Raw genomic sequence first — 23,736 nt, 5'->3', positions numbered from 1 at the left:
GCTGTCTGCGTGTAAGGAATGTCAGGCGTCGGCGTACTTCTTCTCGACGCGGCCGATGGCCTCCTCGGCCACCAGTTCCTGGATGCCCATGTCGAGCTCCGAGGTGAAGCCCACGCAGGAGCAGTTGATCTCACCGAGGACGTAGGTGTCGCCGCCGTCGGGGGCGTCGTCGAGCATGAAGTCCGCGGTCCAGATGAGCGGGATGTTGTCGCCGCCGAGCTTCTCGGCGATGACCGGGCGGGCCTCGTCGAACATGTCGATGAGCTCCTGCCACACCTCCGGCTTGTCGTAGGTGTAGGTGGCGCCGGAGAAGAGGGTGGCCGAGAAGTTGTCCTCGCCCTCGGCCGGCTTCTTGTGCACGACGAACACCGGGTGCGGGCCGACCAGCAGGATGCGGATCTCGCCCTCGACGATGCGCGGCATGAAGCGCATGTCGACCAGCATGCCGTTGCGGCCCAGGACGTACTGGTCGCAGAAGTCCATGAACTCGCCGAGCTCACGGATCTCGGTGTGGTTGTCCACGGCCTCGGTGCACTTGATCTTCGTGTCCAGCGGCAGGGCGGTGCCCGGCTCGACGGAGGCGGCCAGGTCCTTGTCCACGATCTGGACACGCCAGATGCCGGAGCCCGTGGAGCCGCGGTTCTGCTTGAGCACCCGCTCGCCGTAGGACAGGGAGACGGGGAAGTTCGCGTGGAAGTCCTCCGGCTCGTAGTAAGCGTAGGTGTCGCTGGGCACCAGCTCGGTCTCACGGAGCTTGACCAGGGCGTCCTTGGCGCCGTAGGCCATCATCTCGACGGGGGTGGACATGCCGACGATGCCCTCGTAGTCGAGGCGTGCGAGGAGCGCGAAGTAACCCTCCTCACCGCCGGGGATGTTGCCGGGGTTGACTCGGGAGATGTAGGCGTCGAAGTTCGCGGTGACGTAGTCGAAGATGTCGTCGGCCCACTCCGGACGGAAGTAGACGACCTCGGCATGCCAGCCCTTCGCCTTGATGGCGTTGACGATCGGCATGGTGTCCTTGCGGTGGCCGTCGAAGTACTTGTCGGATCCGCCCTCGACCTCGAAGACGACAATTGCCTTGTGCACTGAGCACCCCTTTCAGGGAAAACGCGTTGTCCGGCACATATGGTTCTGGCCGTTAACATGCAATTTTAGTGCCTGGGAGGAGAATGAGAGAGATGAGAAAACAACTAGTAATTAAGGACACACTCCACTCCCCCACGTGACCCCCCGCACCCCCCTGATCTACTCTGGGAGCAGACTCTCGCGCCGATTCGTCACACTAAAACCCCGACGGATCCGGCCTCCAGCTCTCGTATTCGCCAGAAAGGCGGGACCACCGTGGCCGTCCCCTTCGATCCTCACGCGCCCTTCCAGGAGTACGCCCACCCCGAGCGGCTCGTCTCCGCGTCCTGGCTCTCCGCCCGCCTGGGCAGCCCCGGACTGCGCGTCATCGAGTCCGACGAGGACTCCCTCCTCTACGACATCGGCCACCTGCCCGGCGCCGTGCGCATCGACTGGCAGAAGGACCTCAACGACCCCGTCACCCGCGACATCATCGACGGCGAGGCCTTCGCCGCCCTCATGAACTCCAAGGGCATCTCCCGCGACGACACGGTCGTCATCTACGGCGACCAGTCGAACTGGTGGGCCGCCTTCACGCTGTGGGTCTTCGAGCTCTTCGGCCACGAGGACGTCCGGCTTCTCGACGGCGGCCGCGACGCCTGGATGGCCGAGGAGCGCGACACCTCCTACGTCGTGCCCGAGTACCCCTCCGCCGACTACCCCGTCGTCGAGCGCAACGACACCGACTACCGCGTCTTCGTCAACGAGATGCTCGAGCAGATCGGCTCGGCCACCATCGTCGACGTCCGTTCCCTCGAGGAATACAACGGGCTGCTCGGCGACGGCGAGGAGCCCGCGGTGGCCCCCACCCTGCGCAAGGGCCACATCCCCACCGCCGTGAACCTGCCCTGGCAGGACAACGTCCACCCGAACTCCCGCTTCCGGTCCCGCGCGGAGCTCGACGAGCTCTACTCCGCCCTCGACCCCGCCTCGGAGACGACGGTGTACTGCCACGTCGGCGACCGCACCGCGCACACCTGGTTCGTGCTGAAGTACCTCCTCGGCTTCGAGAAGGTCCGCAACTACGACGGTTCCTGGGTCGAGTGGGGCAACATGGTCCGCATGCCCATCGCCCGGGGCCAGGCCCCGCACGCATAAAGAACTTTCCGACGCCCCCGGCCCCCGCGCACCCGCGCGGGGGCCGGGTTTTTCGCGTTCCCCGGCCCGACGGTTTCGCCCCCGAAAGTGCCGGACGGCGACATGTCCCCGCGGCACGCCGAAGATAACAAAATGATTTCAGGGCGGTTCTACTGGCGATTCACGATCTTTTCGGGCAAAATCTCGAACCTGACGGAATGCTCACGTTTTTGTGTGCAAGAATAGTCGCATGCGTCGCGCGGCCGCCTCACGCGGGCGGGCCGACGCGAACCACCAACGCAGCACATGAAAGGGACCCCCAAAGTGGCAGTAGAGACCAAGAAGATCACGAAGGTCCTCGTGGCCAACCGCGGCGAGATCGCGGTCCGTGTGATCCGAGCCGCCAAGGATGCGGGCATCGCCAGCGTCGCCGTCTACGCCGAGCCGGACGCGGATGCGCCGTTCGTCGGAATGGCAGATGAGGCGTTCGCCCTGGGCGGCCAGTCCTCCGCCGAGTCCTACCTCGTGATCGAGAAGATCATCGAGGCCGCCGCCAAGTCCGGCGCCGACGCCGTCCACCCGGGCTACGGCTTCCTCGCCGAGAACGCCGACTTCGCCCAGGCCGTCATCGACGCCGGCCTCATCTGGATCGGCCCCCCGCCGTCCGCCATCGCCGACCTCGGTGACAAGGTCACCGCCCGCCACATCGCCCAGCGCGCGAACGCCCCGATGGTGCCGGGCACCAAGGACCCGGTCGCCGGTGCCGAGGAGGTCGTCGCCTTCGCCGAGGAGTACGGCCTGCCGATCGCCATCAAGGCCGCCTTCGGTGGCGGCGGACGCGGCATGAAGGTCGCCTACAAGATGGAGGAGGTCGCGGAACTCTACGAGTCCGCCACCCGTGAGGCCGTCGCCGCCTTCGGCCGCGGCGAGTGCTTCGTCGAGCGCTACCTGGACAAGGCCCGCCACGTCGAGGCCCAGGTCCTCGCCGACATGCACGGCAACGTCATCGTCGCCGGCACCCGTGACTGCTCCCTGCAGCGTCGCTTCCAGAAGCTCGTGGAGGAGGCACCCGCCCCGTTCCTCACCGACGAGCAGCGCGCCGAGATCCACGAGTCCGCCAAGCGCATCTGCCGCGAGGCCGGCTACTACGGCGCCGGCACCGTCGAGTACCTCGTCGGCTCCGACGGCCTGATCTCCTTCCTCGAGGTCAACACCCGCCTGCAGGTCGAGCACCCGATCACCGAGGAGACCACCGGCCTCGACCTGGTCCGCGAGCAGTTCCGCATCGCCGAGGGCCAGAAGCTCCGCTTCACCGAGGACCCGACCCCGCGCGGCCACTCCTTCGAGTTCCGCATCAACGGCGAGGACGCCGGCCTGAACTTCATGCCGGCCCCGGGCACCGTGACCCGCTACCAGCAGCCGGACGGCCCGGGTGTCCGCGTGGACTCCGGCGTCCGCGAGGGCTCCGTGATCGGCGGCCAGTTCGACTCCATGCTGGCCAAGCTCATCGTCACCGGCGAGAACCGCCAGGAGGCGCTGCAGCGCGCCGCACGTGCACTGGACGAGTTCATCGTCGAGGGCATGCCGACCGTCATCCCGTTCCACCGCCACATCGTCGAGAACCCGGCGTTCGTCGGTGACGAGAACGGCTTCGAGATCTACACCAAGTGGATCGAGGAGGTCTGGGACAACCCGATCGAGCCCTTCGTCGACCCGGCCGACCTGCCCGAGGACGAGTCCGTCCCGGCCCACAAGGTCGTCGTCGAGGTGGACGGCCGCCGCGTCGAGATCTCCCTGCCGGGCGATCTGGCCATCGGTGGCGGCGCCGCCCCGAAGAAGAAGGCCAAGAAGCGCCGCGCCTCCGGCGGTGCCGCAGGTGCCTCCGGTGACGCTGTGGCGGCCCCGATGCAGGGCACCGTCATCAAGGTCAACGTCGAGGACGGCCAGGAGGTCGCCGAGGGCGACGTCGTCGTGGTCCTCGAGGCCATGAAGATGGAGAACCCGGTCAAGGCCCACAAGTCGGGCAAGGTCGAGGGCCTGTCCGTCGAGGCCGGTGCCGGCGTGACCAAGGGCCAGGTCCTGCTCGAGATCAAGTAGCGGCCCACCCGCACAGAGAAGCCCCGCCACTCCCGGAAGGAGTGGCGGGGCTTTCGCGTTGTGCGGCTAGGCGATGACGACGATGAGGTCGCCGCCCTCCACCTTCGTGGCCTGGGCCAGGGCGACGCGGTCGACCACGCCGTCCTTGGAGGCGGTGATGGTGGCCTCCATCTTCATGGCCTCGATCACGGCTACCGGGTCGCCGGCCTTGACCTCGTCGCCCACCTTCGCGGTGACCATGACGACACCCGCGAACGGCGCGGCGACGTGGCCCGGGTTGGTGGTGTCGGCCTTCTCCGCGGAGGCGGTGACCGACTCGACGGAGCGGTCACGGACCTTCATCGGACGGATCTGGCCGTTGACGTTGGTCACCACCTGGCGCATGCCCTTCTCGTCGGGCTCACCGACGGCGTCGAGACGCACGACCATCGGCGGCTGACCGTGCTCCCCGATGAGGCGGATGACGTTCTCCTCGCCCTCCTTGAGGCCGTAGAAGAACACGCGGTCCTCGAGGGCGGCGGTGTTGCCGTACTGGCGGCGGTGCTCCGCGAACTCGGCGGCCTGCTTCGGGAACAGCAGCCTGTCCAGGGTCGAGCGGCGGGTCTGGCGGTCCGCGCTCTGCAGGGCCTCCTCGTCCTCCGGGGCGACGTCGACAAGCTTGGACTGCGTGGAGGAACGACCTGCCAGGGCCTTCTCCCGCAGCATCGGCCAGCCACCGGGCGGGTTGCCGAGGTCACCGCGGAGGAAGTCGATCACGGAGTCCGGGATGTCGTACTTCTGCGGGTCATTGGCGAAGTCGTGCGGGTCGACGCCCGCGCCGACGAGGTGGAGCGCCAGGTCGCCGACGACCTTGGAGGACGGGGTGACCTTGGTGGGGCGGCCCAGCATCTCGTTGACGGCGGCGTAGTAGTCCTCGATGAGCTCGAAGCGGTCCTCCAGACCCAGGGCCTTGGCCTGCGTGCGCAGGTTCGACAGCTGACCACCCGGGATCTCGTGCTTGTACACGCGGCCCGTCGGGCCGGGCACGCCCGCCTCGAAGGGGGCGTAGAGCTGGCGCACGGCCTCCCAGTAGGGCTCGAGGTCGGACACGGCCTGCAGGGACAGGCCGGTGTCGCGGTGGGTGTCGGCGAAGGCCGCGACGATCGCGGACAGCGAGGGCTGCGAGGTCGTGCCGGCCAGCGGGGCGGAGGCGCCGTCGACGGCGTCGGCACCCGCCTGCGCGGCGGCCAGGTAGGTCGCCAGCTGACCGCCGGCGGTGTCGTGGGTGTGCACGTGCACCGGCAGGTCGAAGTTGCTGCGCAGCGCCTTCACCAGGCGGGAGGCCGCGGTCGGGCGGAGCAGACCGGCCATGTCCTTGATGGCCAGGATGTGGGCACCGGACTCGACGATCTCCTCGGCCAGACGGAGGTAGTAGTCGAGCGTGTAGAGCTTCTCGTTCGGGTCCAGCAGGTTGCCGGAGTAGGCCATGGCGACCTCGGCGACGGTGGTGCCGGTCTCCAGGACGGCATCGATGGCCGGGCGCATCTGGTCCACGTCGTTGAGGGCGTCGAAGATGCGGAAGATGTCGACGCCGGAGTCGGCGGCCTCCTTGACGAAGGCCTGGCCGACGCTGTCCGGGTAGGAGGTGTAGCCGACGGTGTTGCGGCCGCGCAGCAGCATCTGGATGTTGACGTTCGGCATGGCGCGGCGCAGGTCGTCGAGACGCTCCCACGGGTCCTCGTGGAGGAAACGCATCGCGACGTCGTAGGTCGCACCGCCCCACGCCTCGACGGAGAGCAGCTCCGGGGTCAGGCGGCCGACGTGCTCGGCGGCGGCGACGAGCGCGGAGGAACGGATGCGGGTGGCCAGCAGCGACTGGTGCGCGTCACGGAACGTGGTGTCGGTGACGGCCAGGGCGTCCTGGTTGCGCAGCTGCTCGGCGAACTTCTGCGGGCCCAGGTCACGCAGGACGTCGCGGGAACCGCGCGGCAGCGGGCTGTCGTCGCGGGCCGGCAGCTTGGTCACCGGACGGATCTCGGTGGGGCGCTTGCCGTGCGGACGGTTGACGGTGACGTCCGCGAGGTAGTTGAGGATGCGGCCGGCCTCGTCGTCGGCCGGCGGGGCGGACAGCAGGTGGAGGTGCTCGCCGATGAAGTTGGTGGAGATGCGGCGGGTCTGGAAGTCCTCCTCGCGCAGCAGGGCGCGGAGGAAGCCGATGTTGGTGGCCACGCCCGAGATGGTGAACTCGTTGAGCGCGCGCTGGGCACGGGCGACGGCGGTGGCGAAGTCGGCGCCGCGGCAGGTCATCTTGACCAGCAGGGAGTCGAAGTTCGGGGAGATCTCGCCGCCGAGGGACGCGGCGCCGTCGAGACGCACGCCCGCGCCACCCGGGGAGCGGTACGCGGTGATGGTGCCGGTGTCCGGGCGGAAGTTGTTGGCCGGGTCCTCGGTGGTGATGCGGCACTGCAGGGCCGCGCCGTGGAGCTTGATGGACTCCTGCGTGAGGCCGAGGTCCTTGAGGGTCGCGCCGGCGGCGATGTTCATCTGCGCCTTGACCAGGTCGACGGAGGTGACCTCCTCGGTGATGGTGTGCTCGACCTGGATGCGCGGGTTCATCTCGATGAAGACGTGGTTGCCGTTCTCGTCGACGAGGAACTCGACGGTGCCGGCGCACACGTAGCCGATGGAGCGGCAGAACTTCACGGCGTCGGCGCAGATCTGGTCGCGCAGGGCTGGGTCGAGGTGCTGGGCCGGGGCGATCTCCACGACCTTCTGGTGGCGGCGCTGCAGGGAGCAGTCACGCTCGTAGAGGTGGATGACGTCGCCGGTGTGGTCGGCGAGGATCTGGACCTCGATGTGCTGCGGGTTGAGCACCGCACGCTCGAGGTAGACATGACCGTCACCGAAGGCGGCCTCCGCCTCGCGGGAGGCCTCGGTGGCCAGCTGGGCGACGTCCTCGGGCTTCTCGATGAAGCGCATGCCACGTCCACCGCCACCGGCGACGGCCTTGACGAAGATCGGGAAGGTGAAGTCCTTCGACATCTCGACGAGCTCGTCGATGTCGGTGGACGGCTCGGAGTCCTGCAGGACCGGGAGTCCGGCCTTCCGGGCGGCCTCGACGGCGGCGGACTTGTCGCCGGTCAGGTCGAGGACCTCCGGCGGCGGGCCGATGAAGGTGAGGCCGTTCTCGGCGCACTCGCGGGCGAGCTGGGCGTTCTCGGAGAGGAAACCGTAGCCGGGGTAGACGGCGTCGGCGTGGGTCTTCTTGGCGGCGCGGATGATCTCGTCGATGTCGAGGTACGCCTTGACCGGCGATCCCTCGGTGCCGATGCGCACGGCCTCGGAGGCGAAGGAGCGGTGGTGCGAGTTGCGGTCCTCCTTCGGGTAGACCGCGACGGTGGAGGCACCGGTCTCGAAGGCGGCACGGAAGGCGCGGACGGCGATCTCGCCGCGGTTGGCGACCAGCACCTTTGTGAAGGCTGGCAGAGTGGTTGTGGCCACGGTGGGGTTCCTTTCCGAACGTCATGTCGGGGGTGTGTCTGAGAGCGGGTGAGCTCTCTGGCACACCACAGTATCGCAAGAAAGAGGGTTGTCTTCGGGGGAGTATCCCCTAGTCACAGGGGGTATCTGCAGGTGGTGGACCCGGTGCGGTCCATTTCCGCACTCCGCGGGACGGGCGCCCGAAAGGCCGTTTCTGTCCCGCCCTGCGGAATGGGCCGACAGGTGTTCCGAACAGCGAAACCCACGCGCACCACCCCAATGTGTGGGCAGTGCCGTGGGCGTCGCGGTGGTCCGGTGCCGGCCGTGGGGCTAACGGGCGGCCAGCGGGGTGACCTGGCGCTGCTCGGGGCCGTTGTAGGCGGAGAGCGGACGAATCAGGGAGTTGTCGTTGTACTGCTCCACGATGTGGGCGGTCCAGCCGGCGATGCGGGCGACGACGAACAGCGGGGTGAAGAAGTCGACCGGGAAGCCGAGCAGGTGGTACGCCGGGCCGGCCGGGAAGTCCAGGTTCGGCTTGATGCCGGTGCGGGCGTCCATGGCGTCGCGCATGTTCTCGTACATGGCGACCCACTTGGCGCCGTCGTGACGCTCGGCGAGGTCACGGAAGGACGCCTCCATGGACGGGACACGCGAGTCACCCTTCTTGTACACGCGGTGACCGAAGCCCATGATGAGGTCCTTGTTGTCCAGGGCGTTGTTGACCCAGTCGGCGGCCTTCTCCGGGTCGTCGATCTCCAGCATGGTGTGCATGACGAACTCGTTGGCGCCGCCGTGCAGCGGGCCCTTGAGGGCGCCGATGGCACCGGTGATCGCGGAGTAGACGTCCGAGCGGGTCGAGGTGATCACACGCGAGGTGAAGGTCGAGGCGTTGAAGGAGTGCTCGGCGTAGAGGATGAGCGACTTCTCGAAGTCACGCACGTCGTCCGGGTTGGACGCCGGGGACTCCGGGCCGTTGCCGAAGACCATCGACAGCAGGTTGTGGGCGACGGACTTGTCCGGGTCCGGGGCGACGATGTCGAGGCCCTGACGGCGGCGGATGTCCATGGCCAGCACCATCGGCAGCTGGGCGAGGAGGTTGTGGCCGACGTGGGTGATGTGGTCGGCGTCCGGGGTGAAGTGCTCGGAGTCCTTGGTGCCCATGTAGGACACGGCGGTGCGCATGACGTCCATCGGGTGACAGTCGAGCGGCAGGGAGTGGATGAGTGCGATCAGGCCGGCGTCGAGCTTGCGGTAGGAACGGCCGCGCCTGTTGAACTCCGCCAGCTGCTCCTCGTTCGGCAGCTCACCGTTCCACAGGAGGTAGAAGACCTCCTCGAAGGAGCACTCTGCGACGAGGTCCTGGACGGCGTATCCGCGGTAGGTCAGGGAGTTGGTCTCCGGCATGACCTTGGAGACTGCGGTGTAGTCGGCGATCACGCCGTAGAGACCCTTGCGGACCTCGATGTTGGTGTTGTCGGACATGGTACTCATCCCCTTTCAAGGAATGTCAGGAGTTGCTGGTGGGCTACTGGAAGGTGGGCTGGTAGGTGTCGGCGGAGTACGTGAAAACCTCCTGGTCGAAGGCGTTGTACTCGTTGTAGCGGAGCAGTTCGTAGAGGCGGGAGCGGTGCTGCATGCGGTCGACCCACCCGGTCTGGGTGCCGGTGGCGGCGATCTCCGCGAGAGCCTCCTCGACCTGTCCCATGGCGATGCGCAGGGTGGTCACCGGGTAGATGACGGCGTTGAAGCCGAGCTCCTCGAGCTGCTGGGCGGAGAGCAGCTCGGACTTGCCGAACTCCGTCATGTTGGCCAGCAGCGGCACGTCGACGGCGGCGCGGAACTTCTCGAAGTCCGCCGGCGTGTGCAGCGCCTCGGTGAAGATGAGGTCGGCGCCGGCGTCGGCGTAGGCCTTGGCACGCTCGATGGCGGCGTCGATGCCCTCGACGCCGGCGGCGTCGGTGCGGGCGCAGATGACGAACTGGTCGTCGCGACGCTCGTTGACCGCCGCGGTGATGCGCCGCAGCATGAGCTCGGTGGGCACGACCTCCTTGCCGTCGAGGTGGCCGCAGCGCTTCGGGTTGACCTGGTCCTCGAGGTGGCAGCCGGCGACGCCGGCGTCCTCGAACTCGGAGATGGTGCGGGCCGCGGACATCGGCTCACCGAAGCCGGTGTCGGCGTCGACGAGCACGGGCAGGTCGGTGACGCGGGCGATCTGACGGGAACGGTGGGCGACCTCGCTGAGGGTGGTCAGTCCGATGTCCGGCAGGGCCAGGTCGGCGGCGACGACGGCACCGGAGACGTACACGCCGTCGAAGCCGGCCTCCTGGATGGCGCGTGCCACCAGCGGGGAGAAGGCGCCCGGGAACTTCTGGATCTTTCCGCTGTTCAGGCCGTCGCGGAAGGCTTTCCGACGCTCGGTCGGCGTCACCTGGGAGGAGAACAGGCCGGCCATCAGAACAGACCCTCGCCGACGGTGGGTGCCTGGGCCAGGACGTCCTCGTCGAGCTCGATGTTGAGCTCGGCCAGGTCGGTCAGGTTCTCGAGGTCCTGGACGGCGGCGAGGAAGCGGTCCTGCTCCTCCCGGGAGACGACGCCCTCGCACAGGGTGCGGAACTTCTCGATGTACTGCTCGCGGGCGAACGGGCGGGCACCGAGCGGGTGGGCGTCGGCGACAGCCAGCTCGTCCTCGACGACGGAGCCGTCCTTGAAGGTGATGACGGCGCGGGCGCCGAAGGCCTTCTCGTTCGGGTCGGAGGAGTGGTAGCGGCGGGTCCACTCCGGGTCCTCGACGGTGGAGATCTTGTGCCACAGCTCGATGGTCTCCGGGCGGTTGGCGCGCTCCGGGGCGTAGGAACGCTCGTGGTGCCAGGAGCGGTCCTCGAGGGCCACGGCGAAGATGTACATGATGGAGTGGTCGAGGGTCTCGCGGGAGGCCTTCGGGTCGAACTTCTGCGGGTCGTTCGAGCCGGTGCCGATGACGTAGTGGGTGTGGTGCGAGGTGTGCAGGACGATGGACTCGACGTCGGCCAGGTCCTTGCCCTCGGCGGCGAGGCGCTCGCCCATGGAGCGGGCCAGGTCGATCGGGGCCTGGGACTGGTACTCGGCGGAGTGCTCCTTGGTGTAGGTGTCGAGGATCGCGCGCTTCTCCTCGCCCTCGGCCGGCAGCGGGACGGTGTACTCGTGGCCCGGACCGGAGAGCAGCCAGGCGATGACGCCGTCCTCGCCCTCCCAGATCGGGGACGGGGCACCCTCGCCGCGCATCGCGCGGTCGACGGCCTCGATGGCCATCTTGCCGGCGAAGGCCGGGGCGAAGGCCTTCCAGGAGGAGATCTCGCCCTTGCGGGACTGGCGGGTGGCGGTCGTGGTGTGGAGCGCCTGGCCGATGGCCTGGTAGATGGTCTCGACGTTGAGGTCGAGGAGGGTGCCGATGCCGGCGGCGGCGGACGGGCCGAGGTGGGCGACGTGGTCGATCTTGTGCTCGTGGAGGCAGATGCCGCGGACCAGGTCGACCTGGATCTCGTAGCCGGTGGCCAGGCCGCGGATGAGCTCGCGGCCGCCCTTGCCGGCCTGCTGGGCGGCGGCGAGGATCGGCGGGATGTTGTCCCCCGGGTGGGAGTAGTCGGCGGCGAGGAAGGTGTCGTGGAAGTCGAGCTCGCGGACGGCGGTGCCGTTGGCCAGTGCGGCCCACTCGGCGGCGTACTTGCCCGGGAGGCCGAAGACGGAGGCGCCGCGGCCGTCGGTGACGGGGCGGGCCTGGGCCATGACGCGGGCGGAGGTGACGGGGCGGCGGAGAACCGCGGCGGCCTGGACGGCGGCGTTGTCGATGATCCGGTTGATGATCATCTCCTTGGTCTCCTCCGGGACCTCCACCGGGTCGGCGGCGACGCGGGCGATCTTGTAGGCCAGGTGCTCCTCGTGGGGGAAGTCCTCGGCGGAGCGGTAGGTACGCACGGTGTGGTTGATCATGGTTCTCGAGCTACTCCTCGTTCTGTGCTGGCTGGTTCTGCGTTGGCCCTCACAGTAGTGCGAATTTTGTGTTGGGAGTCACAGTGAAGTCTGTGTAAAGTTGTGGCATCACACCGCGCTTACTGCAAAACTTGTGGAAAGCGCTGGTCACACAGGGAATCACCGGAGAGGGCATCACATGAGCAAGCACTTCGCGGGGGCACGGATCCGCACATTGCGGAGGGGTCGCGGCCTCACGCAGCAGGACATGGCCAAGCGTCTCGGCCTGTCGACGAGCTACCTCAACCAGCTCGAGAACGACCAGCGCCCCCTCACCGTCACCGTCCTCATGGCGCTGTCACAGCACTTCGACGTCGACCCCGCCTTCTTCTCCCCCGACCACGACGCCCGCACCATCGGAGCCCTCCGCGACGCCTTCCCCACCGTCCCCGACGACCAGCTCGCCGACCTCGCCGCCCGCTACCCGGAGCTCGTCGGGCAGGTCCTCGAGCTCGCCGACCGCGCCCCCTCCCCCATCGACGACTCCCCCTACCGCCTCGTCCGCGACTTCTTCTACGACGCCCACAACTACGTCCACGAACTCGACCTCCTCGGCGAGGAGCTGGCCCGCCGCCTCGGCGACCCGCAGCTGCGCCTCACCCGCCTGGCGACGTCCCTCGACCGCGACCTCGGTATCGTCGTCCGCTTCCGCAAGATCACCACCGGCCCCCGCCGCGTCTACCACCCCGAGACCCGCGAACTGCACCTGCGCACCGGCCTGTCCGAGGCGCAGCTGTGCTTCGAGCTCGCCCTCCAGTACGGGCTCACCGGCCACGAGGAACTGCTCCGTGAGATCGCCGCCGAACTGCCCACCGAGGAGGCCCGCGAGATCGCCGTCCTGGCGCTGGCCCAGTACTTCGCGGCAGCCGTCGTCATGCCCTACGAGCAGATGCTCACCACCGCGGAGGACGTCCGCTACGACATCGACCGCCTCGCGGTGCACTTCGGCACCGGCTTCGAGACCACGTGCCACCGCTTGTCGACGCTCAACCGCCCCGGCAACCGCGGCGTCCCCTTCTTCTTCGTCCGCACAGACCGCGCGGGCAACATCTCCAAGCGCCAGTCGGCGACCGGCTTCCACTTCTCCCGCTCCGGCGGCTCCTGCCCGCTGTGGGTCATCCACCGCGCCTTCGAGACCCCGGGACGGGTCACCCGCCAGGTCGCCGGCATGCCCGACGGCCGCCACTACCTGTGGATCGCCCGTACCGTCGCGGGCCAGATCCACGGCTTCGGGCAGCCCCGCAAGGAGTTCGCCGTCGGCCTCGGCTGCGACCTGGACCAGGCGGAACGCCTCGTCTACGCCACCGGCCTGGACCTCTCCCCCGGTTCCGCCACCCCGATCGGCCCGGGCTGCACCACCTGCCCCCGCGAGCGCTGCCCCCAGCGCGCGTTCCCCCATGTCGGACGTCAGGTCGTCGTCGACCTCGACGCCACCCTGGACTTCTCCTACACCACCTACTGAGACGCGAAACCGCCCCGGCACCTGCGCCGGGGCGGTTGCCCGTGGGATCTAGGCCAGGTCGTCGGTGGCCACCAGGCGGCGGGCCGCCTCGGTGATGGAGCCCGACAGCGACGGGTACACCGCGAACACCTCGGCGAGCTGCTTGACGGTGAGGTTGTTGGACACGGCGATGGCGATCGGCAGGATCAGCTCGGACGCGGACGGGGCCACGACGACACCGCCGATGATGAGGCCGGAGTTCCGGCGGCAGAACAGCTTGACGAAGCCGTGCTTCAGCGAACGCATCTTCGCGCGCGGGTTGGACTGCAGCGGCAGGACGACGGCGCGGGCCGAGACCTCGCCGCTCTCCACCTGGGCGTGGGTGACGCCGACGGCGGCGATCTCCGGGCGGGTGAACACGGCCGTCGCCACGGTCTTGAGGCGGATCGGGGTGACGCCCTCGCCGAGAGCGTGGTACATGGCCATGCGGCCCTGCATCGCGGCGACGGAGGCCAGCGGGAACAGGTCGGTGCAGTCACCGGCGGCGTAGATGCCGGCGACGTTGGTGCGGGAGACACGGTCGACCTTGATGTGGCCGGAGTCCGTCGTCTTCACGCCGACGTTCTCCAGACACAGGCCCTCGGTGGCGGGGATGGAACCGATCGACATGATGGCGTGGGAGCCGAAGATCTCGCGGCCGTCGGAGGTCTTCACGCAGACGCCGCCGTCCCGGGTGCGGGTGACGGACTCCACGCGGGCGTGCTTCTCCAGGGAGACGCCGCGCTGGGAGAGGACGTGCTCGAGGACGTCTGCGGCGTCGGCGTCGTCGTGCGGGAGGATGCGGTCACGGGAGGCGACCATGGTCACCTTGACGCCGAGCTCGGCGAAGGCGGAGACGAACTCCGCACCGGTGACACCGGAACCGACGACGATGAGGTGCTCGGGGGCCTCCTCCAGGTCGTAGACCTGCTGCCAGGTGAGGATGCGCTCGCCGTCCGGCTTGGCGTTCGGCAGGATGCGCGGGGTCGCGCCGGTGGCGATGAGGACGAGGTCGGCCTCGTAGACCTCCTCGGTGCCGTCCTCCAGGGTGGCGGTGATCTCGTGGTGCACCTGGTCGATCTGCGACTCCGCGAAGCGGCCGCGGCCGTGGACGAAACGTACGCCGGCGCGCTCGAGCTGGACGATGATGTCGTCCGACTGCTCCTGCGCCAGGTTCTTCACACGCTGGTTGAGGGCCGGCAGGTGGATGCGGGCGCGGCCGAGCAGCGAGTTCAGGCCCATGTCATCGGCGCGACGCAGGTCGGTCTTGATGCCGGTTCCGGCGATGAAGGACTTGGAGGGCACGCAGTCGAGGAGGACAGAGGAGCCGCCGATGCCGCGTTCCTCGATGACCGTCACATCCGCTCCGTACTTGGCTCCGGCCAGGGCGGCCTCGTAGCCGGCCGGTCCTCCACCGATGATGACGATGCGATTCTTCAAGGGGTCTCCTCCACGCGCGATTTCAAGGTATGCGGGTTCACTCGGGTTGTGCAGAACTGCTGCCCGAGTTTAGTCGCTAGGAGAGGAAGCCGCCGCTGGTTCCACCCGTTCCGGTGACCTCCGCGTACTGCTCCATCACGGAGGCGAACAGACGGATGCCGACGCCGATCGCGCGTTCGTCGACCACCAGGTCACCCTGATGCAGGTCGCCCATCCGTCCCTCGCCGGACCAGCATCCCAGGCGGGCCATGGAGCCGGGGACCTTCTCCAGGTACCAGGAGAAGTCCTCGCCGCCGGAGGACTGCGGCGCCTGGACGACGGCCTGCGGGTCGATGGCACGGGCGGCGTCGGCAAGCATGGCGGTGGCGACGTCGTCGTTGAGCACCGGCGGGACGCCCCGCTGGTAGGACAGTTCGTGCGAGCAGCCGGTCGGCGCGAGGACCTGGGTGATGAGCTCCTCGAGGAGCTCCTGCAGGGTGCGCCACGTGGTGATGTCCGCCGTGCGGATCGTGCCGGTGAGCTGGCCGGACTCCGGGATGGCGTTCGGGGCGTAGCCGGCGTTGAGGGAACCGAAGACGAGCACCGTTGCGGTGCGGGGGTCGATGCGGCGCGAGAGCAGCGCCGGCAGCTGCGTGACCAGCGAGGACAGCGCGTAGACGACGTCGTTGGTCAGGTGCGGACGCGAGGAGTGCCCGCCCGGGCCGGCCACCTTGATCCGCAGGACGTCCGCAGCCGAGGTGATGGCGCCGGTGCGCACGCCGACCTTGCCCACCTTGAGCTTCGGCTCCACGTGCACCGCGAAGATCGAGCCGACACGGTCGAGACCACCCCAGGCGATGACGTCGGTGGCCCCGCCGTCCATGACCTCCTCCGCCGGCTGGAAGATGACGCGGATGCCGTGGGTGAGGGAGTCGGCGTGGTCCGCCAGCGCACAGGCCAACCCCAGGGCGATGGTCGTGTGGACGTCGTGGCCGCAGGAGTGCGACACGCCCGGCACCGCGGAGGCGAAGGGCAGCTTCGTCAGTTCCGTGACGGGCAGCGCGTCGATGTCGGCCCGGAAGGCGAGCTTGTCGTCGGTGTCCGGCCCGATGTCCACCATGAGACCGGTCCCGGGGAAGCGGTGCGGCGTCAGACCCCGGTTGCGGAGGGTCTCCTCGATGAACTCGGTGGTCTCGTACTCCATGTGCGACAGCTCCGGGTGGGAGTGCAGGTGACGACGCCAGCCGATCACCTCGTCCTTGTGCCGGATCAGCCAGTCATCGACGCGTGCGGCGATACCCTTCACGAACTGCCCCTTTCCGCAGACCACACCAGAGGGTCAACGGCCTCAATGCTACTCCGTCACGGAATCCCCACCGTCGTCCCCACCCTGGCCGCCACCCTCGACCGCGGGAGTGCCCTTGCCCCGTGCTGCCCGGGTTCCCCGCTTCCTCCTGCTCTGCCGGACCTCCCGGGCCTCGTCCACCACCACCGATTCGTAGCGCGGCCCGGTGCCGTGGTCGACGTACTCCGCGCGGAAGGGCTCCAGGACGGTGTCCGCGGGCCAGCGCAGCGTGATTCCGTAGGCGTCGGCCGGGCAGATGTCCGCCACCATCTCGCCGCCGGCGGGCAGCAGGACGGCCGGTGGGACGTCGAGGGCCCGCGCCAGACGGTAGACGGTGGACAGGCGGGGATCGCCGGGGGTGTCGGCGTTGCCGAGGTTCCTCTCGATGTTGGAGATGGTGTTGCGCGTCAGGCCGGTGAGCTCGGCGAGGTCGTCCTGCGTCAGTCGGCGGGCCTTGCGCAGGCGACGGAGGTTACGGCCGAGGCTGAGCCCGAAGCTCGGCCAGCCGTTCCAGTCCTGTTCCTGCGCCATTCCTCCACGGTGCCCACTGGAATGGGAGAACTCCGCCCACTGCAGTGGGCGGAGTCGCGTGGCGGGAACCGTCCCGCAGGGTTACAGATCGATGTTGCGCGGACCGTAGAGACGGTCGCCGGCATCGCCGAGACCAGGGACGATGTAGGCGTCCGCGTTGAGCGAGGGGTCCACGCACGCGGTGACCAGACGCACCGGCAGACCGGAGTCCGCCAGGGCGTCGACACCCGGCTGCGCCGAGACCATGCAGATCGCCGTGATGTTGGTGGCACCCCGCTCGGCGAGCAGCCGGATGGCGTGCAGCAGGGAACCACCGGTGGCGAGCATCGGGTCGACGACGAACACCGTGCGGCCGCTCAGGTCGTGCGGCAGCGCCTCCAGGTACGGCACCGGCTCGTGGGTCTCCTCGTTGCGGGCGAGCCCGATGAAACCGACCTGCGCGTCCGGGATCATCGACAGCGCCGGGTCGATCATGCCCAGCCCGGCGCGGATGACGGGCACGATGATCGGCGGATCCTGCAGGCGGGTGCCGTCGGCGACGGCCACCGGCGTGCGGCAGTCGAAGTGCTCCACGGGCAGGTCCCGGGAGGCCTCGTACACGAGCATGGCGCCGAGGTCGGCGAGGGCGGCGCGGAAGGCGGCGTTGTCACTGCGCTCATCGCGCATGATGGTCAGTCGCGAGGCGGCGAGCGGATGGTCGACGATGGTGATCTCCATGCGCCCCAGAATAGACGCGCACGCGCGGCGGGTAATGTCTGCCGGCGCACCTCCGCAGACCCCACCCCGCTTGGTAGCATCAAACTCTCGACCCCTTCCCGGAGGGGTCCTCGTCTTTCTTCCCGGGAGCACGACCACGAAAGGACCACCACCATGGTCATGGGCCCCACCCACTCGATGAGCGGCGCCGCCGTCGGCCTCGCCGTCGCCCAGGCGCTGCCCGCCTCCTGGGGTGGGGTCAGTTCACCGGAGGAGGCGTTCGTCTACGCGGGGATCGCCGCGGGTGCCGCCCTCCTGCCGGACCTCGATTCCCCGCAGGCCACCGTCTCCCGCTCCTTCGGTCCTTTCTCCCTCGCGCTGTCGCGGGTGATGGAGGGCACCGCGCGGTCCTTCGTCAATCTCACCCGTGGTTCCCGCGACAGGCGCTGCGGCCACGGGCACCGCACGGCGACGCACACCCTGTGGTTCGCGCTCCTGGCGGGTGTGGCGGCCTCCTACCTGATCGGTGCGTTCGGGAAGCCGGCGGAGATCGGTCTGCTGTTCGTGTTCCTCGGTCTGGCGATCCGGGGGCTGCTCCCGGAGTGGTCGAAGAAGAAGGACTGGCTGGCGGTCACCGGCGTCTCGGCGCTGGTGGCGGCGGGTGCCTGGGTGTATGTCCCGACGACGTCGTCCGCGCTCGTGATGGGTTCCGCGGTGACCGTCGGCGTGCTCACCCACCTGGCGGGTGACTCCATCACGCGCAACGGCATCCCGCTGCTCGCTCCGCTGGTGCCGGTGGGGCGGCGCCGCTGGTGGAAGTTCCGGCTGCCGAAGCCCCTGCGCATCCCGGCGTCCGGGTTCGCCGACCGGATGCTGCTGGCCGTGTTCTCCCTGCTGGTGGCAGCGCAGACCATCGCCGTGGCCTCGGGGACCACGGTCTCCTAGATCCGCGGGAACCTTTCGGCCGTTTCCGCAGTCCAATTAAGGCATGAGCACCCTGCGTCTCGATCCCGCCCATGCCCGCCTCCTCTCCTCCGAGCTTCTCGACGCCGCCGTCCATCCACCCGCCACCCCCGTCACCGTCTCCGGGGAGGGCCGCTTCGCGGACGCGCTTCTCGACGCCCTCCTCAACCTCGACACCCAGACCCGCCGCGTCCACGACCGGGCCCGCCTGCTCGGGGAGCGTTCGCACCGGGCGGTCACGGACCTCGAGGACGCCGACCACCTCCTCGCCGCGGACCTCGGGAGGCTCGCATGAGGGACGTCGTCCTCGCGCTGCAGCACATCGTCGGCCTGCATCCCGCCCACCTGTCCCCGGTCCGTCTGCCCGCCCTGCCGGACTTCCAGGCGGCGGTCCCGCTCGCGGAGATGCTCGCGCAGGGCAGCACCGGCGGGACCGTGCTGGTCGAGGCCGCCCGCGCCCTGAGCGGGGACCGGGCCCTGGTCACGGAGCTCAGCGACCGGGCCGCCGCCCACGTCGAGACCACGCGCGCCGAGCTCACCCACCTGGGCCACGAACTCCTCCGGCAGGCGTCGGGCGTCCTGCCCCGCCTGCTGTCCCCGGTGCCCGGCGCGCAGGCCGGGGCGCTGCTGGAACTGCAGCACCTGGGGCAGGTCTTCGTCCACGAGGCCACCGCCCGGGTCACCGACCTCGACTCGCTGCTCGCCCCGCTCGCCGCCGACCTCGACCGGGTCGCCGCCACGGACCACACCGCCGCGCTGCCGGCCCCCACGGAGGAGGCCGCCCCGGAGGGTACGGTGGAGGACGAGCCCCGGGACGTCGACAAGCAGTCGTCGGCGGGTGACGCTGCGGTGGCCGCGGCGAAGAGCGCGCTGGGCACCCCCTACCTGTGGGGAGGCACGACGCCCGCCGGTTTCGACTGCAGCGGGTTGACCCAGTGGGCCTACCGGCAGGCCGGGGTGGAGCTGCCGCGGCTGGCGCAGGAGCAGAACGTCGGCGTGCCGGTGGGCATGGACGAGCTGCAGCCCGGGGACCTGGCGGTGTGGGACGGGCACGTCGCGATGTACGCGGGCGACGGCCAGCTCATCGAGGCGGGTGACCCCGTCTCCCTCAACCCGCTGCGGACCAGTAACGCCGGGATGGCGTTCAAGGGCTTCTGGCGGCCGACGGGTTAGGACTCCGGTAGAATCCCGCCCCATGACCTCCCGTGCGATCATTCCCGTGAAACTGTCTCTGACCGAGGGCGACTACTACACCCTGTGGGCGCCGAGCTGGAAGGAGCACGGGGCCGAATGGCAGGCCTTCCTCGGTGACGAGGCCGGGCTCTACCTCTTCACCTCCCCGGCAAAGCTCTACGCCTTCCTGCAGTCCGGGAAGCGCCACGACCTGGTCTCCCACCCGAAGTGGGGCCAGTTCTCCGCGCAGCCGGCGGACATGATCGTGCCGGACAAGAAGGAGACCTTCGACATCATCGGCACCCCGGCGTTCCTGGCCGGTCGTCCGTCCTACGAGAACGTCGGCGCGGTGGCCCGTTCCTTCCAGATGACGAAGTCGCTGGCCGAGGTCCTCGGCATCGACGACGTCATCCTCTTCTTCGCCTCCCACTCCGTGCTGGGCAACGTCCAGCGCGGCGCCGACCACTACTCCGGTGAGCACGGTCTCGGCGAGTGGTCCGCCGTCGGCCGCACCGTCCTGGACAACTGGCCGATGGTGGTCAAGGGTCTCGACGAGCAGGTCCGCGTCATCGACGTCTCCGAGGAGGAGACCGCCGCCGCGCAGAAGCTCATCGACAACGCCCGCATCGCCACCGCCGAGGCCCGCGCCGCCGCGGAGGCCGCCGCCAAGGAGGCCGAGGAGCAGGCCGACCCGTACGACTCCTCCGTCTGGGGCGTGGCCGGCATCGACCCGATCAAGGTCACCCTCGACGGCAAGTCCGTCTACACGCTGCGCTGCTACATGGACGGCCGCCCGGTGTTCCTGGGCCGGTACGGCGAGATCTTCACCTTCCCGACCACCCGCCAGCTGGCCCGCTGGCTCGTCGAGAACGACGAGCACGACATGGCCGCCCTCCCGACCTGGGAGACCGTCATGACCCACGCCAACGCCGGCGAACTCGACGTCATCGTCCACCCGGACAACCAGTACTCGTACCAGGGGCTCGTCGCGGACATCAACGCCGGCCCGGAGGCCGTGGACACCGCGCAGATGTCCCGCGGCTACGAGCTGTTCGCCGACGCCGCCGACTGGGCCGCCGACGACTCGCTCAACTCCTACCTGCTGGCCAACCCGCGCACGCAGGACTACCTCTCCTACATGCTCGGCTCCACCGAGACCCCCGGCTACGTGCCCTCCAAGCCCTTCACCGACCACGCGAACTCGTGGAAGGACCTGGAGGAGATGCTGGTCAAGCGCTTCTCCAAGTTCTAGGGGGCTTATCGACGCCCGGGGCACCCCACCGATTACCCGGTGAAGTCCCCGTGCTCCCCGAACTCGTCGAGCCCGGCCTCGAGGTCCTGCGCCTCGTAGGCCGGCAGGATGATGCGCTCGAGCAGATCCTGGCGCTCGACCTCGGTGAGGAAGGCCCCCTTCACGGCGTTGACGGTCAGGTCGAAGAACTCCTCCAGCCCGTAGCCGTGGACCTCGGCGAGGCGGGAGAACTCCTCACTCAGCGTGCCCGCGCCCGCACCCGTGTTGACGGTGCACGTGAAGCCGAGCTGCTGCAGCAGGGTCAGCGGATGCTCGGCCAGGTCCGGGACGGCCCCGGCGTCGACCTCGTGGGTCGGCGAGAGGTCGACGGTGACGTGACGGTCACGCACCCAGCCGGAGACCCGGCCGGGCAGGACCCCCTCGAAGCCCTCGGTGTCGATGTGGAAGTCGTCGACCAGGTTCACCGCGTGTCCCAGGCGCACGGCCCCGAGCTGCAGGGCCTCGCCGATCTCCTCGATGCCACCGTGGCCACCGTCCAGGCCGGCGTCCACGACGAAGGGCACGTAGTTCTCCCGCAGCAGGCGGAAGGCGTCGGAGTGGCGGGTCAGGGACCCCGTGCCGGCGGTGGCGGCGAAACCGGCGACATGCTCGCCGTGGTTGCGCACGGCCAGCTCCGCGACGGCCGCGACGTCCCCGTCGGGGAGGGCGGTGGGGATGAGGCGGGCGTCGACAAGCGGGACGTCGAGTCCGGCGACCGCGCAGTCGATGACCTCCTGGAGGGTGAGCCCGTCGGCGGTGTGCAGCTCGGGGGTGATGCGCAGCTCCACGTGGACGACCCGGTCGGCCGCGAGGCGCTCGAGGTGCCCGCGGACCTGCGCGGCGAGGGCGTCGGGGTTCTGGGCCGGTTCGCCGGCGAGGTGGTCGTGGAGCAGGACCTTGGGCAGGTCGGCGACTACTGCCGAGATGTCATTCATGGGGACCATACTAACCGCGGCCTACGATGGCCTCAGCCATGAAGATCCTCGCCTCCCTCGCGCTCGTCGCGGCGCTGGGCACGCCCCTGACGCCCACCTCCACCGCGGAGGCCCCGCCCACCCGCGAACACGCCCCGGTCACCGACGACTGCCCCCACGCGGTCCGCCCACCGGAGCCGCGCACCACCTCCGAGGTGCCCGTGCCCGGCGCGGAACCCACTCCCCTGCCCGTGGTCCACCGGGGGCCGTGCGGGGTGTCCGCGCCGCCGGGTCTCACCGTGCCCGACGAGGTCCACGCCAGTGCGTGGCTGGTCGCGGACATCGACTCCGGTGAGATCATCGCCGCGAAGGACCCGCACGGACGCTACCGTCCGGCGAGCATCATCAAGATGCTGCTGGCGATGGTCGTCCTGGAGGAGCTGGACCGTTCCACCGAGGTGGTCGTCGGCCGGGAGTCGGCGGACCAGATCGGCTCCGCGGTGGGCATCGGCGCGGGAGGGACGTACACCGTCGACCAGCTGCTCCACGGCCTGCTGCTCGCCTCCGGCAACGACGCCGCGCACGCCCTCGCCCAGGAGCTCGGCGGTGACGAGGTCACGCTGCGCCGGATCAACGACCTGGCCCGGGAGCTCGGCACCACCGACACCGTCGCCGCCAGCTACTCCGGCCTCGACGCCCCCGGCATGTCCACCTCCGCCTTCGACATGGGCCTGGTCTACCGCGCCGCGTACCGGAACCCGGAGCTGCTGGCCATCATGGGCACCGGGCACATCCCCTTCCCCGGCTACGACGACCGGGAGGGTTACGAGGTGTGGAACGACAACGGGCTGCTCCGCAACGACCCGGAGGGCCTCGGCGGCAAGACCGGGTACACCGACGACGCGAACCACACCTTCGTCGGCGCGAAGGAGCACGGGGGACGCCGGCTGTTCGCGGTGGTGCTGGACACCACCGTCGAGAAGGCACGCCCCTGGCGCCAGGCACAGCTGCTTCTCGACGCCGCCTTCCGCACCACCGCCGGCACGGGTGTCGGCCTGCTGGAGCCCGTGGACACGGCGCCTGAGTCGACCCCCGCGCCGGAGCCCGACCCCGTCGAGGTGCCGGGTGTCCGGGAACCGGAGGACCCCCGGCTCCTGGAGGAACCGGGGGTCATCGCGGTGACTGCCGTGGTGCTGCTCGCGCTGGTGACGGCGGTGCTCAGCGTCCGGGCTTCCGGACCACCTCGGCGCCGGCCCAGCGGTCGTGGGAACCGATGAAACCGGTCTGCGGCTTGATCGAGGTGCCGATGGCGATCATGCCGATGAAGCTGGCCAGCCAGCCGATCACCGGCACGACGCTGACCGCCCGCCACCACTGACGCTTCAGCGACTGCTCCCAGCTCAGCTTCTCGCCGGTGGCGGAGTCGCGGACCTGGTAACCGAAGAGGTGCTTGACCGGGGAGGCGCCCGTGAGCACCTCGAAGCCGAGGAACCAGGCCACGCCGACCAGTCCCACCAGCATGCCGGAGAAGACGTTCTCGGAGTTCGCGCCCACCAGCAGGAGGCCGGAGACCATGGAGAACGTCAGGCCGTCGAGAAGCGCCATGCCCAGACGCAGACCCGCCGAGGGACGGTCCGCGTGGACGTCCGGGACCGGGGCCGGGCCCCCGTACGGGGCAGGCGTAGGGGCCGTGTAGGGCTGGGCGAAGGGGTTGCTCACCGGGCCGGGGGCCGGGGCCTCCGGGCTGTAGGTCGGGTAGTTGTAGGGGTTCGACTGCGGCGGGGGCGCCGACTGGGGCTGGGGTCGGAACACCGGGTCCGGGAAGGACCCGAAGTTGCCCAGGTACTCCAGGTCGGACCACTCCAGGGCCCGGGAGGAGGACAGCGCCTCGTCGTAGGTGGCGCGGCGCTGCTCGTCCGCGAGGACCGAGAACGCCGTGTGCAGCTGACGCCGCTGCGGGTCGGTGTCGGGGAGCATCCGCTGCTCGAGCTCGAGGTCGCGGTCGGCGATCGCCCGGGCGAGCTGCTCGGAGGAGGCGGAGCGGTCGAGGGAGAGGATCTCGTAGAGATTCGGCATCGGGGAAGTCATGTCAGTCACCTTCGCTGCGGGTTGTTGTGACTCCAGACTAGGAGACGGGACCCGATCCCACATCAGGAGTTGC

General features: G+C 69.4%; 19 protein-coding genes. 8 read left to right on the top strand and 11 right to left on the bottom strand.

What is annotated here, in order from left to right; all coding sequences use genetic code 11:
• Positions 1-21 precede the first annotated feature (21 nt).
• Positions 22-1,086, bottom strand: coding sequence for a Cj0069 family protein (locus B842_RS02545; RefSeq protein WP_040085020.1), 1,065 nt, complete (start codon positions 1,084-1,086; stop codon positions 22-24).
• A gap of 255 nt (positions 1,087-1,341) precedes the next feature.
• On the opposite strand from B842_RS02545, the gene B842_RS02540 reads away from it, so the two are divergent.
• Together B842_RS02540 and B842_RS02535 are read left to right on the top strand one after the other, a co-directional pair.
• Positions 1,342-2,223, top strand: a complete 882-nt coding sequence (locus tag B842_RS02540) for a sulfurtransferase (RefSeq protein ID WP_040085019.1) — start codon at positions 1,342-1,344, stop codon at positions 2,221-2,223.
• Positions 2,224-2,526: 303 nt separating this feature from the next.
• Positions 2,527-4,299, top strand: a complete 1,773-nt coding sequence (locus B842_RS02535) for an acetyl/propionyl/methylcrotonyl-CoA carboxylase subunit alpha (RefSeq protein WP_040085017.1) — start codon at positions 2,527-2,529, stop codon at positions 4,297-4,299.
• Between the two features lie 66 nt (positions 4,300-4,365).
• Here the strand turns inward: B842_RS02535 and B842_RS02530 are convergent, their stop codons facing one another.
• From B842_RS02530 to prpD, 4 genes are all read right to left on the bottom strand, one after another.
• Positions 4,366-7,779, bottom strand: a complete 3,414-nt coding sequence (locus B842_RS02530) for a pyruvate carboxylase (RefSeq protein WP_040085016.1) — start codon at positions 7,777-7,779, stop codon at positions 4,366-4,368.
• 309 nt (positions 7,780-8,088) lie between these two features.
• Positions 8,089-9,240 (bottom strand): bifunctional 2-methylcitrate synthase/citrate synthase, encoded by a 1,152-nt coding sequence (locus tag B842_RS02525; protein WP_040085015.1) that lies wholly within the window; start codon positions 9,238-9,240, stop codon positions 8,089-8,091.
• A gap of 43 nt (positions 9,241-9,283) precedes the next feature.
• A complete protein-coding gene (prpB, locus tag B842_RS02520; RefSeq protein ID WP_040085014.1) occupies positions 9,284-10,210 on the bottom strand; it encodes a methylisocitrate lyase in 927 nt (308 codons plus the stop codon).
• Positions 10,210-11,724 carry a 2-methylcitrate dehydratase PrpD gene (gene prpD, locus B842_RS02515; protein ID WP_040085013.1) on the bottom strand — a complete coding sequence of 505 codons (1,515 nt, stop codon included), beginning with the start codon at positions 11,722-11,724 and terminating at the stop codon, positions 10,210-10,212. The genes prpB and prpD overlap by 1 nt, the downstream gene beginning before the upstream one ends.
• A 178-nt stretch (positions 11,725-11,902) precedes the next feature.
• Between prpD and B842_RS02510 the strand changes: the two genes are divergently transcribed.
• Positions 11,903-13,225 (top strand): short-chain fatty acyl-CoA regulator family protein, encoded by a 1,323-nt coding sequence (locus tag B842_RS02510; protein WP_040085011.1) that lies wholly within the window; start codon positions 11,903-11,905, stop codon positions 13,223-13,225.
• A 48-nt stretch (positions 13,226-13,273) separates the two neighbouring features.
• On the opposite strand, the gene B842_RS02505 is transcribed toward B842_RS02510, so the two are convergent.
• The 4 genes from B842_RS02505 to upp all read right to left on the bottom strand — a co-directional run bounded on the left by B842_RS02505 (position 13,274) and on the right by upp (position 17,255).
• Positions 13,274-14,683, bottom strand: a complete 1,410-nt coding sequence (locus B842_RS02505) for an NAD(P)H-quinone dehydrogenase (RefSeq protein ID WP_040085010.1) — start codon at positions 14,681-14,683, stop codon at positions 13,274-13,276.
• Between the two features lie 76 nt (positions 14,684-14,759).
• Positions 14,760-15,968, bottom strand: coding sequence for a M20 family metallopeptidase (locus tag B842_RS02500; protein WP_082028479.1), 1,209 nt, complete (start codon positions 15,966-15,968; stop codon positions 14,760-14,762).
• Between the two features lie 48 nt (positions 15,969-16,016).
• Positions 16,017-16,538 (bottom strand): helix-turn-helix transcriptional regulator, encoded by a 522-nt coding sequence (locus B842_RS13065; protein WP_052437691.1) that lies wholly within the window; start codon positions 16,536-16,538, stop codon positions 16,017-16,019.
• An 81-nt stretch (positions 16,539-16,619) separates the two neighbouring features.
• Positions 16,620-17,255, bottom strand: a complete 636-nt coding sequence (gene upp / locus B842_RS02490) for a uracil phosphoribosyltransferase (protein ID WP_040085009.1) — start codon at positions 17,253-17,255, stop codon at positions 16,620-16,622.
• A 153-nt stretch (positions 17,256-17,408) separates the two neighbouring features.
• Between upp and B842_RS02485 the strand changes: the two genes are divergently transcribed.
• The 4 genes from B842_RS02485 to B842_RS02470 are packed head-to-tail and all read left to right on the top strand — an operon-like array spanning position 17,409 to position 20,622.
• On the top strand, positions 17,409-18,179 hold the full coding sequence (locus B842_RS02485) for a metal-dependent hydrolase (RefSeq protein WP_040085008.1): 771 nt from the start codon (positions 17,409-17,411) through the stop codon (positions 18,177-18,179).
• 43 nt (positions 18,180-18,222) lie between these two features.
• Positions 18,223-18,492, top strand: coding sequence for a YceI family protein (locus B842_RS02480; RefSeq protein ID WP_040085007.1), 270 nt, complete (start codon positions 18,223-18,225; stop codon positions 18,490-18,492).
• The gene (locus B842_RS02475; protein ID WP_040085005.1) at positions 18,489-19,370 is read left to right on the top strand and encodes a C40 family peptidase; all 882 of its coding nucleotides are present in this window, start codon (positions 18,489-18,491) and stop codon (positions 19,368-19,370) included. The genes B842_RS02480 and B842_RS02475 overlap by 4 nt, the downstream gene beginning before the upstream one ends.
• A gap of 22 nt (positions 19,371-19,392) precedes the next feature.
• Positions 19,393-20,622 (top strand): hypothetical protein, encoded by a 1,230-nt coding sequence (locus tag B842_RS02470; RefSeq protein WP_040085003.1) that lies wholly within the window; start codon positions 19,393-19,395, stop codon positions 20,620-20,622.
• Between the two features lie 32 nt (positions 20,623-20,654).
• Here B842_RS02470 and B842_RS02465 read toward each other — a convergent pair whose 3' ends face one another.
• Positions 20,655-21,596, bottom strand: a complete 942-nt coding sequence (locus B842_RS02465) for an amidohydrolase family protein (protein WP_245631331.1) — start codon at positions 21,594-21,596, stop codon at positions 20,655-20,657.
• Between the two features lie 38 nt (positions 21,597-21,634).
• Here B842_RS02465 and B842_RS02460 point away from each other — a divergent pair, with 38 nt between their 5' ends.
• Positions 21,635-22,852, top strand: a complete 1,218-nt coding sequence (locus B842_RS02460) for a D-alanyl-D-alanine carboxypeptidase family protein (RefSeq protein WP_052437689.1) — start codon at positions 21,635-21,637, stop codon at positions 22,850-22,852.
• Here B842_RS02460 and B842_RS02455 read toward each other — a convergent pair.
• Positions 22,794-23,663 carry an RDD family protein gene (locus B842_RS02455; protein WP_040085002.1) on the bottom strand — a complete coding sequence of 290 codons (870 nt, stop codon included), beginning with the start codon at positions 23,661-23,663 and terminating at the stop codon, positions 22,794-22,796. The genes B842_RS02460 and B842_RS02455 overlap by 59 nt on opposite strands.
• Between the last annotated feature and the right edge of the window lie 73 nt (positions 23,664-23,736).

Source organism: Corynebacterium humireducens NBRC 106098 = DSM 45392 (assembly GCF_000819445.1).
Classification (GTDB): domain Bacteria; phylum Actinomycetota; class Actinomycetes; order Mycobacteriales; family Mycobacteriaceae; genus Corynebacterium; species Corynebacterium humireducens.
This window is presented reverse-complemented; position numbering and strand designations above follow the sequence as displayed.